This is a genomic window from Streptomyces marispadix, assembly GCF_022524345.1.
GTDB classification, from domain to species: domain Bacteria; phylum Actinomycetota; class Actinomycetes; order Streptomycetales; family Streptomycetaceae; genus Streptomyces; species Streptomyces marispadix.
On record NZ_JAKWJU010000002.1, the window covers coordinates 4,341,596 to 4,356,339 of the forward strand.

15 protein-coding genes are annotated in these 14,744 nt (G+C 70.3%); 8 read left to right on the plus strand and 7 right to left on the minus strand.

Annotation, left to right across the window (positions count from 1 at the left end; translation table 11 throughout):
• Positions 1-276 precede the first annotated feature (276 nt).
• Entirely contained in the window at positions 277-1,173 is an 897-nt protein-coding gene (locus tag MMA15_RS18275; RefSeq protein WP_241061122.1) for a hypothetical protein, read from the minus strand.
• Positions 1,170-2,099, minus strand: a complete 930-nt coding sequence (locus MMA15_RS18280) for a MerR family transcriptional regulator (protein ID WP_308290560.1) — start codon at positions 2,097-2,099, stop codon at positions 1,170-1,172. The genes MMA15_RS18275 and MMA15_RS18280 overlap by 4 nt, the downstream gene beginning before the upstream one ends.
• A 272-nt stretch (positions 2,100-2,371) precedes the next feature.
• Between MMA15_RS18280 and MMA15_RS18285 the strand changes: the two genes are divergently transcribed.
• Positions 2,372-2,815 carry a helix-turn-helix domain-containing protein gene (locus tag MMA15_RS18285; RefSeq protein WP_372498353.1) on the plus strand — a complete coding sequence of 148 codons (444 nt, stop codon included), beginning with the start codon at positions 2,372-2,374 and terminating at the stop codon, positions 2,813-2,815.
• A gap of 114 nt (positions 2,816-2,929) precedes the next feature.
• On the opposite strand, the gene MMA15_RS18290 is transcribed toward MMA15_RS18285, so the two are convergent.
• From MMA15_RS18290 to msrA, 3 genes are all read right to left on the minus strand, one after another.
• Positions 2,930-3,541 carry a ClpP family protease gene (locus MMA15_RS18290; protein ID WP_241061124.1) on the minus strand — a complete coding sequence of 204 codons (612 nt, stop codon included), beginning with the start codon at positions 3,539-3,541 and terminating at the stop codon, positions 2,930-2,932.
• A 1-nt stretch (position 3,542) separates the two neighbouring features.
• Positions 3,543-4,202, minus strand: a complete 660-nt coding sequence (locus MMA15_RS18295; RefSeq protein ID WP_241061126.1) for an ATP-dependent Clp protease proteolytic subunit — start codon at positions 4,200-4,202, stop codon at positions 3,543-3,545.
• Between the two features lie 401 nt (positions 4,203-4,603).
• On the minus strand, positions 4,604-5,257 hold the full coding sequence (gene msrA, locus MMA15_RS18300) for a peptide-methionine (S)-S-oxide reductase MsrA (protein WP_241061128.1): 654 nt from the start codon (positions 5,255-5,257) through the stop codon (positions 4,604-4,606).
• Between the two features lie 422 nt (positions 5,258-5,679).
• Here msrA and MMA15_RS18305 point away from each other — a divergent pair, with 422 nt between their 5' ends.
• Both MMA15_RS18305 and MMA15_RS18310 read left to right on the plus strand, forming a co-directional pair.
• Positions 5,680-5,907 carry a hypothetical protein gene (locus MMA15_RS18305; protein ID WP_241061130.1) on the plus strand — a complete coding sequence of 76 codons (228 nt, stop codon included), beginning with the start codon at positions 5,680-5,682 and terminating at the stop codon, positions 5,905-5,907.
• Positions 5,908-6,231: 324 nt separating this feature from the next.
• Complete coding sequence (locus tag MMA15_RS18310; RefSeq protein ID WP_241061132.1) at positions 6,232-7,278, plus strand: SGNH/GDSL hydrolase family protein; 1,047 nt, start codon at positions 6,232-6,234, stop codon at positions 7,276-7,278.
• A 247-nt stretch (positions 7,279-7,525) separates the two neighbouring features.
• Here MMA15_RS18310 and MMA15_RS18315 read toward each other — a convergent pair whose 3' ends face one another.
• Positions 7,526-8,320: an aminoglycoside 3'-phosphotransferase gene (locus MMA15_RS18315; RefSeq protein ID WP_241063278.1), complete on the minus strand. Its 795-nt coding sequence runs from the start codon at positions 8,318-8,320 to the stop codon at positions 7,526-7,528.
• Between the two features lie 616 nt (positions 8,321-8,936).
• On the opposite strand from MMA15_RS18315, the gene MMA15_RS18320 reads away from it, so the two are divergent.
• Positions 8,937-9,428, plus strand: coding sequence for a cupin domain-containing protein (locus MMA15_RS18320; RefSeq protein WP_241061134.1), 492 nt, complete (start codon positions 8,937-8,939; stop codon positions 9,426-9,428).
• Positions 9,429-9,596: 168 nt separating this feature from the next.
• Here the strand turns inward: MMA15_RS18320 and MMA15_RS18325 are convergent, their stop codons facing one another.
• Positions 9,597-9,956 carry a hypothetical protein gene (locus tag MMA15_RS18325; protein WP_241061135.1) on the minus strand — a complete coding sequence of 120 codons (360 nt, stop codon included), beginning with the start codon at positions 9,954-9,956 and terminating at the stop codon, positions 9,597-9,599.
• 538 nt (positions 9,957-10,494) lie between these two features.
• On the opposite strand from MMA15_RS18325, the gene MMA15_RS18330 reads away from it, so the two are divergent.
• From MMA15_RS18330 to MMA15_RS18345, 4 genes are all read left to right on the plus strand, one after another.
• Entirely contained in the window at positions 10,495-11,289 is a 795-nt protein-coding gene (locus MMA15_RS18330; RefSeq protein WP_241061137.1) for a class I SAM-dependent methyltransferase, read from the plus strand.
• A 155-nt stretch (positions 11,290-11,444) separates the two neighbouring features.
• On the plus strand, positions 11,445-12,215 hold the full coding sequence (locus MMA15_RS18335; RefSeq protein ID WP_241061139.1) for a class I SAM-dependent methyltransferase: 771 nt from the start codon (positions 11,445-11,447) through the stop codon (positions 12,213-12,215).
• Between the two features lie 293 nt (positions 12,216-12,508).
• Complete coding sequence (locus MMA15_RS18340; RefSeq protein ID WP_241061141.1) at positions 12,509-13,810, plus strand: 5'-methylthioadenosine/S-adenosylhomocysteine nucleosidase family protein; 1,302 nt, start codon at positions 12,509-12,511, stop codon at positions 13,808-13,810.
• A 200-nt stretch (positions 13,811-14,010) separates the two neighbouring features.
• Positions 14,011-14,217, plus strand: a complete 207-nt coding sequence (locus tag MMA15_RS18345; RefSeq protein WP_241061143.1) for a hypothetical protein — start codon at positions 14,011-14,013, stop codon at positions 14,215-14,217.
• Positions 14,218-14,744: the final 527 nt, after the last annotated feature.

Here is a 14,744-nt window from a genome sequence, read left to right on the forward strand (position 1 = left end):
ACCTCACCACGGGGCATATCGCGGTCCGGAACAGGCCGCGCAAGGAATGCGAGGGGTGTGGGAGCGCTGTCCGGCTCCCCGGAACGAGACGGCAGGCCGTCCTGTCGGCGTCCTGATCCACGTCCTGATCGAGGTGCGCAAGGCCGCGCGGTCCGTTCCACGGCGGACGGCACCGGAGCCACCGGTGCCGTCGGCCACCTGGCGGCCGGGCCCTGCTGCCCTTCGGCCCTCGGGCCGCGCCCCTCTCCTGCCGTCCCCGCCCCGCTCGACTCCCGCTCAGTCAGGGGTCGTTGTGCGCTCGTCCGCCGCCCCTCCGGCGGACCCCAGTCCGCTCGTGGGCCGCTCCCGCTCCCGCAGCGCTTCGAGTGCGGGGCGCGGGTCGTCGCAGAAGAACCTGATCGCGCTGATGCGTGCTTCGCCGCCCAGCGGACGTACCACCGTCACCGGCTCCAGCAGCTCCACCACCACGTTCGTACGTGAGGAGACCGCCACCGCGAGCCGCCCGTCCTCCTCGACCGAGACCATTCCCCGCTCGTTGTAGCTGTGCGCGACGCGGGCGGAGGCGATCGCAGCGCGCGGCACACGGGCGTCGAGGAAAGCGCCGCAGCGGACGCGGAGTTCGGCGTCGGAGACCACATGGGGGCGGGTCACACCGGCCGCCCAGATCGCCAGCACGGCGACCGCCGCGTACAGGTCCAGCACCAGAAGGACCACGCGCAGTCCGGCGGGAGCACCGAGACCGCGCAGCAGCACCTCCGTGCCGATCGTCTCCAGGACGGTGACGAAGAGGATCAGCAGCAGGAACGGGCTCTGCTCACGTGAGTACGGCAGCGCCACGGCGCCCGGCGGCACACCGTCGCGGCGGCGCATGATCCACAGCGCGAGGCTCGCCAGCCCCCTTACGTCGAACGACATCACCCGGCGCACCCTCACCGGTACGAGTTCGCCGTAGGCGGCGCGCAGTGCGGCCCGGCGGGTGGCGCCCCGTCGTAGCGCGGCGGCGTAGAGCCGATACGCGACGACGGCTTCCAGCAACAGCACGGCCGCGACGGCCGGTTCGGCCAGCGCGAGCACGGGTGCGGGGAGCGGGACGCCGGAGATCAGCAGCACCGCCGCAAGCAGCTCGGCGGGGAGCACAGCGAACAGCGCCGCACGCGCGGTCTTGAGGATCACGGTCCCGTCCCCTCACCGGTGGCCTCGCCGGTGGCCTTGGGGGAGTCCCCGCCGGTGGCCTCGCCGTTCTCGTGTCCGTGCCGGTCCTTCGGCGGTGTGCGTTCCTCAGCCAGGGTGGCCACGGCGAGGCGGAAGACCTCCGACTGTGCGGGAGGCATCTCGCCGAACACCCCCTCCAGCAAGCGGTCTTGGTCCGGCAGGCCGGGCCCGGCGGTGCCGGAGGGGGAGGCCGTCCCGGAGGACGCGGCAGCGGCCGAGGGCGCGGAGGACGCGGCAGATTCGAGGCCGTCGAGCATCATCGCGGCCATCCCGTCGGGGATATGGGCGGCCAGGTCCGCCGCGAGCGGCGGAACGCGGGGGTCGTCGGGCGCCGCGTCGGCGAGTTCGTCGAGACGCTCGTAGAGGGCCTGGCCGCGGGCGACCGCCTCGGGCTCGGTGAGGGGACGCAGCAGATCGAGCAGGCGCGTGCGGTCCTCCGGCCCGGCCAGGGCGCAGACGAGCGTGAGCATCTCCCGGTCGGCCTCGGCGAACCGCGAGCCCCCGGCGGGCAGTTCGCGCAGCACGGCCGCCATCTCGGGGGACACCGCGGAGTCCGGATGCAGTTCCGGATCGGCCAGCAGCGACGCGAGCCGCTCCCGCCGTGCGCCGATCGACTCCTGTTGCCGCGCGAGATCGGCGTCCAGCTCGGTCAGCACCTCGCGCAGTTCGCGGTCCCGGTCGTCGGCGAGCACGTCGCGGATCTCGTCCAGGGACAGCCCCAGTTCCGCGAGCCGCCGTACGCGTGCGAGGACCACCGCGTCGCGCAGCCGGTAGTCGCGATAGCCGTTGGACAGCCTTACGGGTTCGGGCAGCAGCCCGAGACGGTGGTAGTGCCGCACGGTCCTGGTGGACACCCCGACCAGGGCGGCGATCTCGCCGATTCGCATGCCTCGATTGAAGACCTTGACGCAACGACAAGGTCAATACGGACGCGGGGCACGTGTCCTGCCGCGCTGTCTTGCCGGGGTTACGCCGGTGGCGGAACAGTTCCCGGGCCCCTTTCCGTACGGTTCGGCGCTCCTAGTCTGAAGTGGTGAGCAGCCATGAGTACGAGCAGGCGGCAGACCGGTCCCGGGCCCAGGGCAGCGACGGGACACCGGCACCCGGACGGGCGGCGGCGGAGGCGGAGGCCGGGGCGCCTCGGTCCGGCGATGCCCGGGTGATCGCGCTGCGCCCCGGCTCGGGGACACCGGCCCCCGGCGGTACCGGGGAGCGGCAGCCGGGAGAGCGGGACGCACGGGAGCCGCTGTGGAGGCACCTCGTCGGTGCGGTGCTGCGCCGCGAACGCGTGGCCCAGCAGCGCACGCTCAAGGACGTGGCGGAAGCCGCCCGTATCTCGATGCCCTATCTCTCCGAGGTGGAGCGCGGCCGCAAGGAGGCATCGTCGGAGGTGCTGGCCGCCGCGGCGCAGGCGCTCGGCCTGGGGCTGGGCGACGTACTGACGCGTGTGCAGAGCGAGTTGGCCCGTCCCGCCCGGCTCGCGCGCACGGCTCGTTCCGCCGGACTCGCCCGGCCGGTGGACCCGCGTGACGGTGCGCCTCGGTCCTTGGGCGCCCGCCCGCCCGCGGCGCCTCACCAGGGCGAGGTACGTCTCGCCGCCTGAGCGGGACAGCGGGGCAGTGGCCGCCGGGCGCGCAGCGGGGCAGTGGCCGCCGGGCGGCAAGGAGGGCGCGGGCGGTAAGCCCACGCCCCCCGTCCGGTCCGTGCGGTCCGTCGGTCAGGCCGCCGCGCTCACCAACTGCCGTCGGCTGAGCACCTCGTCCGCCAGTCCGTACTCCACAGCCTCGTGCGCCGTGAAGACCTTGTCGCGGTCCATGTCGGCACGCAGCGTCGCCACGTCGTGACCGGTATGCACGGAGAGGATCTCCTCCACCTCCGAACGGATGCGCAGCATCTCCTTCGCCTGGAGGCTCAGATCGGAGACCGTGCCGCGAGTGCCGCCGCTCGCCGGCTGCCCCAGCAGCACCCGGGAGTGGCCGAGTACGAAGCGGCGTCCGGGATCGCCGCCCGCGAGCAGCACCGCGGCGGTCGACGCAGCCTGTCCGACGCAGAACGTGGAGATCGGCGCACCGACGAACGTCATCGTGTCGTAGATCGCGGTGAGCGAAGTGTAGGAGCCGCCGGGCGAGTTGATGTAGATCGAGATCTCGCGCTCGGGAGCGGAGGACTCCAGGTGGAGGAGCTGGGCGATGACGACGTTGGCCACGCCGTCGTCGATCTCGGTCCCCAGGAAGATCACGCGCTCGGAGAGCAGCCTGCTGTAGATGTCGTAGGCGCGCTCGCCGTTCGGCGTGCGCTCCACGACCGTCGGGATCGTGTACTGGCTCATCTCAGAGACCCACCTTCGGCTTCGACGACGCCGGACGTACGTCGTCCAGCGAACTCACGACCCGGTCGACCAGCCCGTATTCCAGGGCCTGTTCGGCCGTGAACCAGCGGTCCCGGTCGCCGTCCCGCGAGATCGTCTCCTCGCTCTGGCCGGTGTGCTCGGCGGTGATCCGCTCGATGGCCTTCTTCATGTAGGCGAGGTTCTCGGCCTGGATGGCGATGTCGGCGGCCGGACCGCCGATGCCCGCGGAGGGCTGGTGCATCATGATCCGCGAGTTGGGCAGCGCCAGCCGCTTGCCCTCCGCTCCCACGGTGACGAGGAACTGGCCCATGCTGGCGGCGAATCCCATGGCGAGCGTGGAGACGTCGTTGGGGATCAGGCGCATCGTGTCGTAGATCGCCAGTCCTGCCGTGACCGAGCCGCCGGGGCTGTTCACACACAGGCTGATGTCCGTACGGGGGTCCTCGGCGGAGAGCAGCAGTAGCTGTGCGCAGACGCGGTTCGCCGATACGTCGTCGACCTGGCTGCCGAGGAAGACGATGCGCTGGGCGAGGAGTTGGGCGGCCAGGTGGTCGTCGAAGCGCGACGGAGGGGTGTCGCCCTCCTCCGCGCGCGGAGGCGACCAGGAGCGTTCCTGTGGAGCGGCGAGCAGTGGGGACATGGGGCCTCCTGTGGTGAGCGGCGCGGCGGAAGTCGCCGCGCTCACTTCACTCTTGGCCCGCGGGGGCGCCCGCGACCGGATTCTCGGCCCGCAGCAGATCTGCCCAGGGCAGATCGATTGCCGGACCGTGTGCCGAGGGCTCTGTATCCGCTTCCGTGCGGTGGCCTCCGCCTGCTCCGTGCGGGAGCCTCGGCCCGTTCCGTGCGGTGGCCTCCGCACGGCGTTCCCGCGATGGTCCCGGCCCCTGTCCGCACGCCTCGGCCATACGTCCGGTACGCCGCAGGGAGCGGCGGGCCCGGGGGTCCGTAACCGTAACCGTCACCGCCGGGCCGGGCCGGTCCGGGCCGGGCCTGGCGCGCTCCGCTCCGGACCGGAGCAGGACACTAGGGGTGCCGGTCGCTCTACGCCCCCGCCTCCGCCGTGAACGGGACCCCGGTCCCGCCGAGTCCGCAGTAACCGCCCGGGTTCGCGTCGAGATACTGCTGATGGCGCGCCTCGGCCGGGTAGAAGGGGAAGTCCTCCGCGGGCACGATCTCCGTGGTGATCGTGCCGTAGCCCGCCTCGCGAAGCAGCCGCTGATAGTCGTCGCGTGACCGTTGCGCAGCCGCCCGCTGCCCCTCCGAGTGGTGGAAGAGCATCGAACGGCAGTGTGTGCCCACGTCGTTGCCCTGCCGGAAGCCCTGCGTCGGGTCGTGGGACTCCCAGAAGAGCTTCAGCAGCTCCTCGTACGAGACCTTCGCGGGGTCGAAGACGGCCCGTACGGTCTCGGCGTGACCGGTACGGCCGTCCGCGACCTCCTCGGAGATGGGGTTCGGTGTGCTGCCGCCCTGGAAGCCCACAACCGTCGTCCACACACCGGGAGTTCGCCAGAATCGCCGCTCCGCGCCCCAGAAGCAGCCGAGCGCGAAGTCGGCGGTCTCGAAGCCCTCCGGGTACGGGCCGAGCAGCGGGGTGCCGAGGACGGCGTGCTTCTCCGGTACGGAGAACATCCGCTCGCTACGGCCGGGCAGGGCCTCCTCGGGGGCGGGCAGGCGCAGAGTGAAGGCGTTCAGCATGGCTCTCTCCCTGTTCGGCCCCGTTACGCGGGCACTGCCGACGGCTTCCTCCGTACTGCATACCCGGTACGGGCGGTGAAGCCCGACTCCCGTACGGGCCTTACGAGTTGATGCGACGGCGGATGCGTGGGACGCCACTGCCCGAACGTCTGCCGCGTCGCGGACCGGTCCTGCTCCGCGCCTTCTTCTCAACACGTCCTGCTCAACACGTCCTGCCCAACGCCGGGTTGGGCCCGTCGTCACAGACGGCGTCCATCGAAGGTGCGGGTTCCCGCACGCAGTTCCGCCGTGGCTGTCAGCGCCCGCTCGCGGGCACCACTCGTCAGGGTGGAAGACGGTCCCGAAGGAGTGGCGAGCAGTTTCACCGCATTTGGGAGGGCTAGGTTCCGGGCGGACAGATCAACGGCGAACAAAGGAGAAAAATGCGCCGTTACTCCGCTGCGATCGTCACCGCCGCTGCCGCGGCAGCCCTCGTGGGCTCCGCGGGAGCCGCCTCCGCACAGGGGCCGGCCGATCCTCCGATCCCCGCTGAGATCTGCATGGACGAGGGAGGCCAAGTGGTGCCGAATGCCACGAGCTTCACTCACTTCAGTTGCGTGAGTCTCATCAACCCGGACCTGAACGGGACTCCGGTCTTCCCGCCTGCGTGACCGCGGCGATCGTCGGCCCGGTGAGCACACGGTGCCCACCGGGCCGACTCCGTTTCGTACCCGGGCTGCACACACAGTCCGTGCAGTGGGGCCCGTGCTGTGCTGTGCCTTCCGTGGCGTCGTGCCGTCCGTGCCGTGGGCGGGGGAAGCTCTCCGGTCGCCTCTGACGGCCGAGCGTGCCCGGTGCGCCCTTGCGCCCGCCCCACGCTCCCACGCTCCCCGTTCACCCGCTCTCACCCGCATATCGCTCTCCGGGCACGGCCATGTACTCGTTGTCATCACCCCTGCTCAGTGCAGGGATGAAAGAACAACGAGAGGAACATCGTGCGTACCAAGACGAAGGCGCTGAGCGCTCGCCGCGCAGCCGCAGCGACCGTGGCCCTGGGAGCGTGCCTGACGCTCGCCGCTCCGGCCGGGGCCGCGAGCGCCCAGCCCTCGGACCCGGTCCCGACCGTCTTCTTCGGCGATTCCTACACCGCCGACTTCGGCATCGCACCGCCCGGCAGCGACGAGGCCCCTCTGCGCCAACTCGCCTGCCTCCAGGCGAAGGAGAACTATCCCACCGTCGCCACGCGGCAACTCAAGGCCCAGGGCGTCAGCCTCGACGTCCGGTCGGACCGCTCCTGCGGCGGCGCCCTCACCCATCACTTCTGGAGCGAGCAGAAGATCAAGCTTCCCTTCCCCTATACGGCCCCTCCGCAGCAGAACGCCCTCAACGACGGGACCAAGCTGGTGGCAGGCGGCATGGGCGGCAACACCCTCGGCTTCGCCGCAATCCTCAAGCAGTGCTCGGACCGCCTGCGCGGACCCGAGGGCGATCTCCTCCCCAGCGAGGCCCAGGACCCCGGCGACCCCGCCGAGCGATGCCGTGACCACTTCGAGCGCGGCGACGGCAAGGCGTGGCTGGAGGGGCGGTTCGAGCGGGTCGAGGACGACCTCGACGAAATGCTCGAACGCATCGGCTACTTCGCTCCCAACGCCGAGACCGTCCTCGTCGGCTACCCCCGCATCGTCCCCGAGGACGCCTCCAAGTGCCGCGAGCCTGCTCCGGGCGAGCAGGAGCGCCCGTTGGCCGACATCCGTGAGGACGCCCTGGAATTCCTGGACGAGAAGGTGCAGCAGCGGCTGAACGAGGTGATGCGGAGGAAGGCCAAGGAGTACGGGGAGACCTTCGTCGACCTCTACAGCGCCACCGGCGGCAACACGGCCTGCGACGGCGCTCGGCGCGGCATCGGCGGCCTCCTGGAGAACTCCCAGTACGGGGCCGCCGGGGGCCGGCAGATCCCCTGGTTCGTCCACCCCAACCCCACGGGCCGGGACCTCCAGGCCAGGCATGTCGCCGACGCGATCAAGAAGGCGCTGGCCACCTGACGCTCGCGCGCCACGATGCGCGGGCCCTCTTCGCGTACTTCGTTGCTCTCGGTTGCTCTCGGTTGCTCTCGCGACGCTGCGGCGAAGGCCGTAGCGCCGCCGTGAAGGCTCGTACGTCGATGGTGGCGCCCCGGTGTCGGGGGCGCCACCGTGGCTGTCGGAGGCGGTCGGTGGCCGTCGGGGCTCCGGCCACTCTGCGGCGAACTCCCGATTGCGGCGTGACCGTCGAACGCAGTAAGTCGAAGGCTCAGTCCGACAGCTCCCACAACAGTCGGTAGTACGCGATCCGCTTGGGATCCGCGTCGACGCCGTAGGCCGTCAGCAGCGGCTCCTCCCAACCCGGCCCGTAGTTCCACTGCGTGCTCCAGGTCGCGACGGCCAGATCGGCCCAGCGGTCGCCGACGCCCAGCGCGCCGAGATCGACGTGCCCGCTGCACGAACCGTCGTCGCCGATCAGGGTGTTGGGAGCGCACGCATCGCCGTGGCAGACCACGAGCCGATCGACCCGCGGCGGCTCGGCCAGCACGTCAAGCGCACGCTCGACGGTACGGAAGTGCGCAAGGTCTTCATGCCAGTTCGCGGGATCGATCCGGCCCGCTGCCGCCCTCGCCCGGACGCTGTGCAGCCGTTCGCGCGCCGACCAGTCGAACGGGCAGTCCGCAAGCGGCAGTTCGTCGTGCAGCGCCCGCAATCCGGATCCGATGGCGCGCACCGCGGTCCCCGGATCGCGCTTCCAACGGTCGTCCACCGCCATACGGCCGGGCAGCCCCGCCGTGACGATCCAGGCCCCCGCCTCGTTCGAACCCTCGCCGAGTACGCGCGGCACCACGGCGTACGCCGCCGCCCAGCGCAACCGCGCGGCCTCCGCCGACAGTTCGACGCCGCTGCCGACGGGCGCCCACTTCACGAACTGCCGTGAGTCCCCCTCGCCGACCTGGAATGTCGACCCGCCGACCTCGTTCTTCCATACGGCACGTATCGACCGCCCTGCGGCGAACTCCACGACGAACCACGGCACTTGCACCGGCCCCTGAGGCGACATCGCGATCACCGCACCACGCTCCCACCGCCAAGCCGGGGCCGCAGCATGAGGACGCCGCCGAGGCGGCGGCGAGCAACGCCCCCAGGTGACGACGGTGAGTTACCCGACGGCGAACGAGCGTCTGCGCAAGGCCCGTTGCGTACGACGCCGAACCGCCCGCGAACGGAGCCGCACGACCGCACCGCCCCCACGCGGCAGTTGGTGGACGTGCCCGCTCGTCGTACGTCGGCGGACGGTCATGCGGCGGACCGTCATGCGGCGGACCGTCATGCGGCGGACCGTCATGCGTCGGGCCGGGGAGGCGCGCACGGGGATAGGCGTACGGGGAGGTCGAACGTGCCCATCTCCCTGACGGAGCATCTGACTTGAAGGCGTCGCTGGGGACCGGTGCGACGCCCGGCAGACGGAAGCCGGGCCGGGTCGGCGCTTGAGAGCGGTCAGCGCTCAAGGGCAGCGCTCGTCACCTGTGTGCCGCGCACGGCAGGCGTACGATCGTGCGCAAACTACTCGGATCGGCCGGTACGGACGCGTTCTGACGACGGACGGCACACACGTCGTCGTTCGACTCGGCGCCGCCGAAGTCCCGGTCGGCGACCACCACTTGGGGGGATGATCCATGTCGCAACCTTCGCTCGACGCCCTGATCCAGCCGCCCGGTCACGGTGAGGGCCTGTGGCACCTCGACGTGCTGTGGACTCTCAAGATCCCGGCGGCGGCCACCGGCGGCGCGTTCAGCCTCTCCGAACAGCTCATCCCCAAGGGCTCGGCGCCGCCGGTGCACCGGCACAGCCGTGAGGACGAGGCATGGATCGTGCTCGACGGCGAGGTCACCTTCTTCCTCGACGACGAACAGCACACCGCGGGCCCCGGCACCTACGTGTTCGGGCCACGCGGACGAGCCCACTCCCACCGCGTCGAGTCCGAGACCGCCCGCCTCGCCACGCTGCTGTTCCCGGGCACGTGCGAGGACTTCTTCCACTCCACCGGCCGCCCGGCCCGCTCCCTCACCCTGCCGCCGCACGAACAGCCCGACTTCGAGAAGCTGCGGGAGGGCATGCGCGAACACGGCATCGAGTTCATCGCCCCGCCACCGGCGCCGTCGCGCTGAGCGGCGCCGACTGCCCGTGAACGACGGTGAGTCGGCGGTGGCGCCCGCCACGTTTTTCCCATGCGATCGCGGCTCAGGCCGTCCCCGACGACCCCGCACGCTCCGGCATGGTCCCGCACGGTCCCGAACGCGCCCAGCCCGCACGACCTTCGGCGACGGACGGCACGGCTAGCGCAGCCACCGCAGAGCTGCGTCGGCGCAGTCCTCGGGACCGCTGTTGAAGGCGATGGCCGCGTCCGGAGCGTGCTGCCGCACCAGATTGATCACCTTCTCGAAGAACTCGAGCAACGGCTCATGCTTGCGGATGCCGCCCCCGATCACGACACACGCGTAGTCCTCGGCGGTCAGCGCTTCCACGATCGCTTCCTCGGGGCTCTCGCCGACCGTCACCAGGCACCAGTCGGTATCGACGCCCAGCTCCTCGCAACGAGCCCGGCCACGCGCTATCGCCGCCTGCACCGGTTCCGGGTCCCAGCCCTCAAGCTTGGCGGGATCGAGCCCGACCACCAGCACCCGTGACCCAGTCATGCGTCCTCCTCGTCCCGCGGAACGCTCCCATGCGCCGCCCTGGTCGAAGGTAGCGCCTGAACGGCCGCCGGCAGCCGTCCACGGTGACGGTCGTGAGCGGCCGTGCCCCGTACGGCCGAACTCGCCTACGCAGGGGAGCGGTTGCGGCTGCGCGACGGCGGGCCGAGTATCCAGGCCCCGGCGGGCAGCACGCGCTTCGCAGTTGCTCTCGTCCTCCGCCCCTCCGGTCCCGTGCCGCGATCGGCTGTTGCCCCGGAGAAACGTGCCGTCCAGGGCAACAGCGGTCTTCATGCGGTGAGATCAGCGGAAGTCGTTCACGGTGACGGTCACCGACCCGTCCTCACCTGTGATGGTGTAGTCACCGGGCCTGTGGCGTGCGGGCGACCAACACCCGCCGACAAACGACCAGTTCAGCGAGGTGCACACCGCCCGGCAGCGCTGAGCGTCACCGTCCCTGCCGTCCGCACCGTCCGTCGGCTGCGTCCGGGTCCCGCAGTAACTCGCCGACCGTGCTGACCCGTCGGCGTACCGTGTCCGCATGGGCGAGGACATCTGGGCAGGGCTGGTCGACCAGTTCGCCGAGGGGGCGTACGCCTCCGTGAAGGGGCACGTGCGTACCTACGTGCTGCACCAGCAGTTGCTGGAGCATCTGCCGTCCGCCCCGGCATCGGTGCTCGACGTCGGCGGCGGCGCGGGCCATCAGTCGTTTCCGCTGGCCGAGGCCGGTTACGACGTGACGTTGCTCGACCCCTCGCAGGCGATGCTGGACAAGGCCCGGCAGCGTCTTGAGCGGCTGCCCGACGACGTACGGCGCCGGGTCACGCTCGTACAGGCCGACGGCGAGAAGGCGGAAGAGGCGCTGGGCGGGCGGCGCTTCGACGCCGTGCTGTGCCATGGCGTGCTCGGTTACCTCGAAGATCCCGAGGCAATGGTCGACCAGCTATGCCGCTGCGCGGCCTCCGGCGGCCTCGTCTCGATCATGACGGCCAACGCCAAGGCGATGGCGGTGCGTCCGGCCCTGGAGAGGCGGTGGGACGACGCCCTCGCGGCGTTCGACTCCAGGCGCGAGGTCGGAGTGCTGGGAGTGCCGGGCCGGGCCGACACGGTGGAGGAGATCGGCGAACTCCTGCGCAGCCGCGGCGTGGAGCCGCTGCGCTGGTACGGGGTGTGGCTGTTCGCCGACTGGCTGGAGTTCGGCGGCACCGAGCTGGACCCGGGCGATTCGGAGCAGACAGCGGCCATGGCCGCGGCCGAACTCGAAGCAAGCCGCCGGGACCCCTACCGCCAACTCAGCCGCGTTTTCCACCTCGTGGGCCGCAAGCACCCAGCCTGACGCCAGCACCGGGGGCCGAGTCGGCGACGCCACCGCACAAGCCTGCTCCTTCTCGATGCCTCCACCGGCTTCGCGGACACCCGGCCGTCAGCTCAGATCGTCAGTCCCTTGCCTTTGTCCACGGTCACGGGAGGCAGGCGGGATAGCCTCGCGCCATGCCCGAGACACCGGTGGCACGCTTCTACGACGAACTGGCCGACGACTACCACCGGATCTACGCGGACTGGGACGCGAGCATCCGTCGACAGGGGGCTGCCCTGGACGCTCTGCTCGGCGAAGACCATGCGGAGGTGCTCGACTGCTCCTGCGGCATCGGCACGCAGGCCATCGGCCTGGCCCTGCGCGGACACCGTGTCACCGGCACCGATCTCAGTCCCCGTGCAGCCGCACGCGCCGCCCGCGAGGCCGCCCACCGGCGGCTGACGCTGCGCACGGCCGCCGCCGACATGCGCCGACTCCCGTTTCCCGACGGCCGGTTCGACGCCGTGGTGTGTGCCGACAACTCGCTGCCCCACCTTCTGACGGAGCACGACGTGCACGCCGCCCTGACCGAGATGCGCCGCGTGCTGCGACCCGAGGGGCGTCTGCTGGTCAGCACGCGCCCCTACGACGACCTGCTACGCGACCGCCCCGTCGCGACACCCCCGCAAGTCCGACAGCCCGCCGGCCGCACCGACGGCAGAGATCGGGCCATCACCTTCCAGCTCTGGCACTGGCACGACGACGGCGAGCACTACGACTTGGAACGCTTCCAACTCCTCCCGGCGGGCGAAGAATGGCAGGTCAAGGTTCGGCGGTCCACGTACTGGGCGCTCGGCAGCGACCGGTTGACCGCACTCGCGGCCGACGCGGGGTTTGCGGAGCCCGCCTGGCTGGCGCCGCAGGAGACGAGCTTCTTCCAGCCGTTGCTCGTAGCCCGCGCCTGAGAGTAGGCAATTCCGCCTTCGGCCGCCTGCACAGGCCGCCCGTCGAACGCCGTGCGACTCGGCTCGGAGCAACTCCCGCAGCCTTCCGGCGCGGAAGTCCCGTACATTCACCGGCTTCTGAAGGACAGCGCGGCCTGCGCAGCCCCAAGGGGCCCACTGCGGCGAGAACTACGGGAAGCCGACGCTCAGTCGGGGTGCAGAGGGTAGGGTATTGGCCCGCCGAATTGACGTGACTTCACTACTGAATATGCCGACGGCGTTCGAATCCGCAAATCACCTTCGGGGGCGACGGAATGACCGCGCAATACAGAGACTCCAGGCGATACGACGGAACCCGGGAACGGGTCTTCCAGGCATGTCACGATGCGATGCAGCCCTGCGGATTCACCATCAAGTCTTCGCGGCCGGACACTTTCACCATCGAGGCGGAGTACCAGTACCGGGAGTCGCCGGGCGCCAACGCCGGACTCTTCGAGGAGTTCGCGTCGTTGGCCTTCGACAAGTTGTTATCCGGACGTTTCGGCGAGAGCATCACGCTCACCGTCGATGAAGACTCCCGGGTGCACGCCGTCAGCATTTCCCGCCCGAAGACGACACTCCTCGATCAGGGCAAGAACCGGGAGAACATTCTCGCCATATGGAAGAAGATGGACTCGTATCTTCTCCACTCGCCGACCGTCGTGAACGATCACAGTGTCACCATCGGCAACAACAGCGGGGTCGTGCAGAACGACAGCGTGGGCGATGTCCGGCAGACGAACGATTTCCGTGGCGGCGCCGAGGATCGCCCGCGTACGGCACCGGCGCCGGAAAGCCGCGACGAGGCCGACCGGTGGGAGATCGGAGTCATCACGGTCCTCAGCGAGGAGACGAAGGCCGTGATCTACGCGCTCGGACTGCACGGCCGGCGTATCGGCGGGCTCCATTTCTACGAGGGAGGGGCCGATGCGGGCGGGACCCCTGTGAGGGTCGTCGCGACGCGGGCTCTCGCGCAGGGGAACCGTTCTGCCATGGCGGCCTACGACAATCTGCGTCGGCACTACGATCCCAGAATCGTCGTGCTGGTGGGAATCGGCGGCGCCATTCGCACGGAGGTCGCCGTGGGGGATGTCGTAGTAGCAGACCGGATCGTGTACTACGACCTTCGCAAGGAAACGAAGGAAGGCACCCGGCACAGAGGTGAGGAACGGGCCGCGCCTTCCGAAGTCGGCCACGCGGTCAACGCGTTCTTCACCGCCCACGACCCTGCCAGGTTCTCGATCGAAGACCCCGGCGGCGCGGTGCACGATATGCGGATATGGCCGGGGCTCATCGGTTCAGGCGACGCGGTGATCGCGGATCATGAAGCCGAGATCCTCGAATACCTCGCCGGTTTCAACGACAAGATTCTCGCGGTGGACATGGAATCCGGGGGACTGACTGCGGCCTGCCACGAACAGTCGGCGTCTTCCGGGCAGTTGCAAGGCTGGCTCGTCGTCCGCGGTATCTCCGATGACGCGGGCGCCGGAAAGAACGACGACTACCACAGACTCGCGTCCTGGCACGCCGCGACGGCCCTGCGGAAGATCCTGCCCTATCTCGCCCCACCCCCGTGACTCACCGCCGGAGCCGTGACGGCCTGGTGCGGGAGGCGGCTGTCCTGAGCTGCGAGCACCGGTCAGCCGTCTGCCTCCGCGACCCCGGAAAGCGGTGGTGGAGCGCTGGTCCGTCATGGCGGCCTCGATCGGCGTCGTGGTATGACACTGGCCACGCTTGGGCGACGGCAAGCGTGACATCGAGGATGCGGAGGCGGCCCGTGGGGGAGTCGCGAGACGGCGAGCAGTTGACCGGGCGCCTGGCGGCCGTAGCGATATTAGGGTTCGTACTGATCATCCCGCCGTTGTTGACGCGTTTCGACCACGTGGACCGGGTCTTCGGGGTCCCGGTTCTGTGGGCTTACCTCTTCCTCGTGTGGGCGGTCGTGATCGGTCTGATCTCCGTGGTCGGCGGCAGGTCGAGGTAGCGCCGTGCTGCTCCAGACCTGGGTCGTCGTCGCTGTTTCGGTGATCTACCTCGGCCTGCTGTTCGCCGTGGCCTTCTATGCCGACAGGCGGGCGGACGCCGGCCGGAGCGTGATCAGCAGCGCCACGGTATACGCGCTGTCCCTCGCGGTGTACGAGACCGCATGGGCGTACTACGGCAACGTGGGCGGGGCCGCCATGAGCGGAGTCGGCTTTCTGTCCTTCTCGCTGGGGCCGACGCTCATGCTCGCGCTGGGCTGGCTGGTGCTGCGCAGAATCATCCGGATCAGCCGCCGGCACCGGATCACCTCGCTCGCCGACTTCGTCTCCGCCCGCTACGGCAAGAGCGCCGCGCTGGGCGGCCTGGTGACCGCCATTGCCGTGGTCGGGGTCGTTCCGTACATCTCGCTCCAACTCAAGGCGGTCTCCAACACCTTCGAGATCCTCCGCCGGCACCCCGACGTCACTTCCACCTCGGAGCTGGGCCACATCCCCCTGTTCCAGGACACGGGGTTGTACGCGGCGCTGC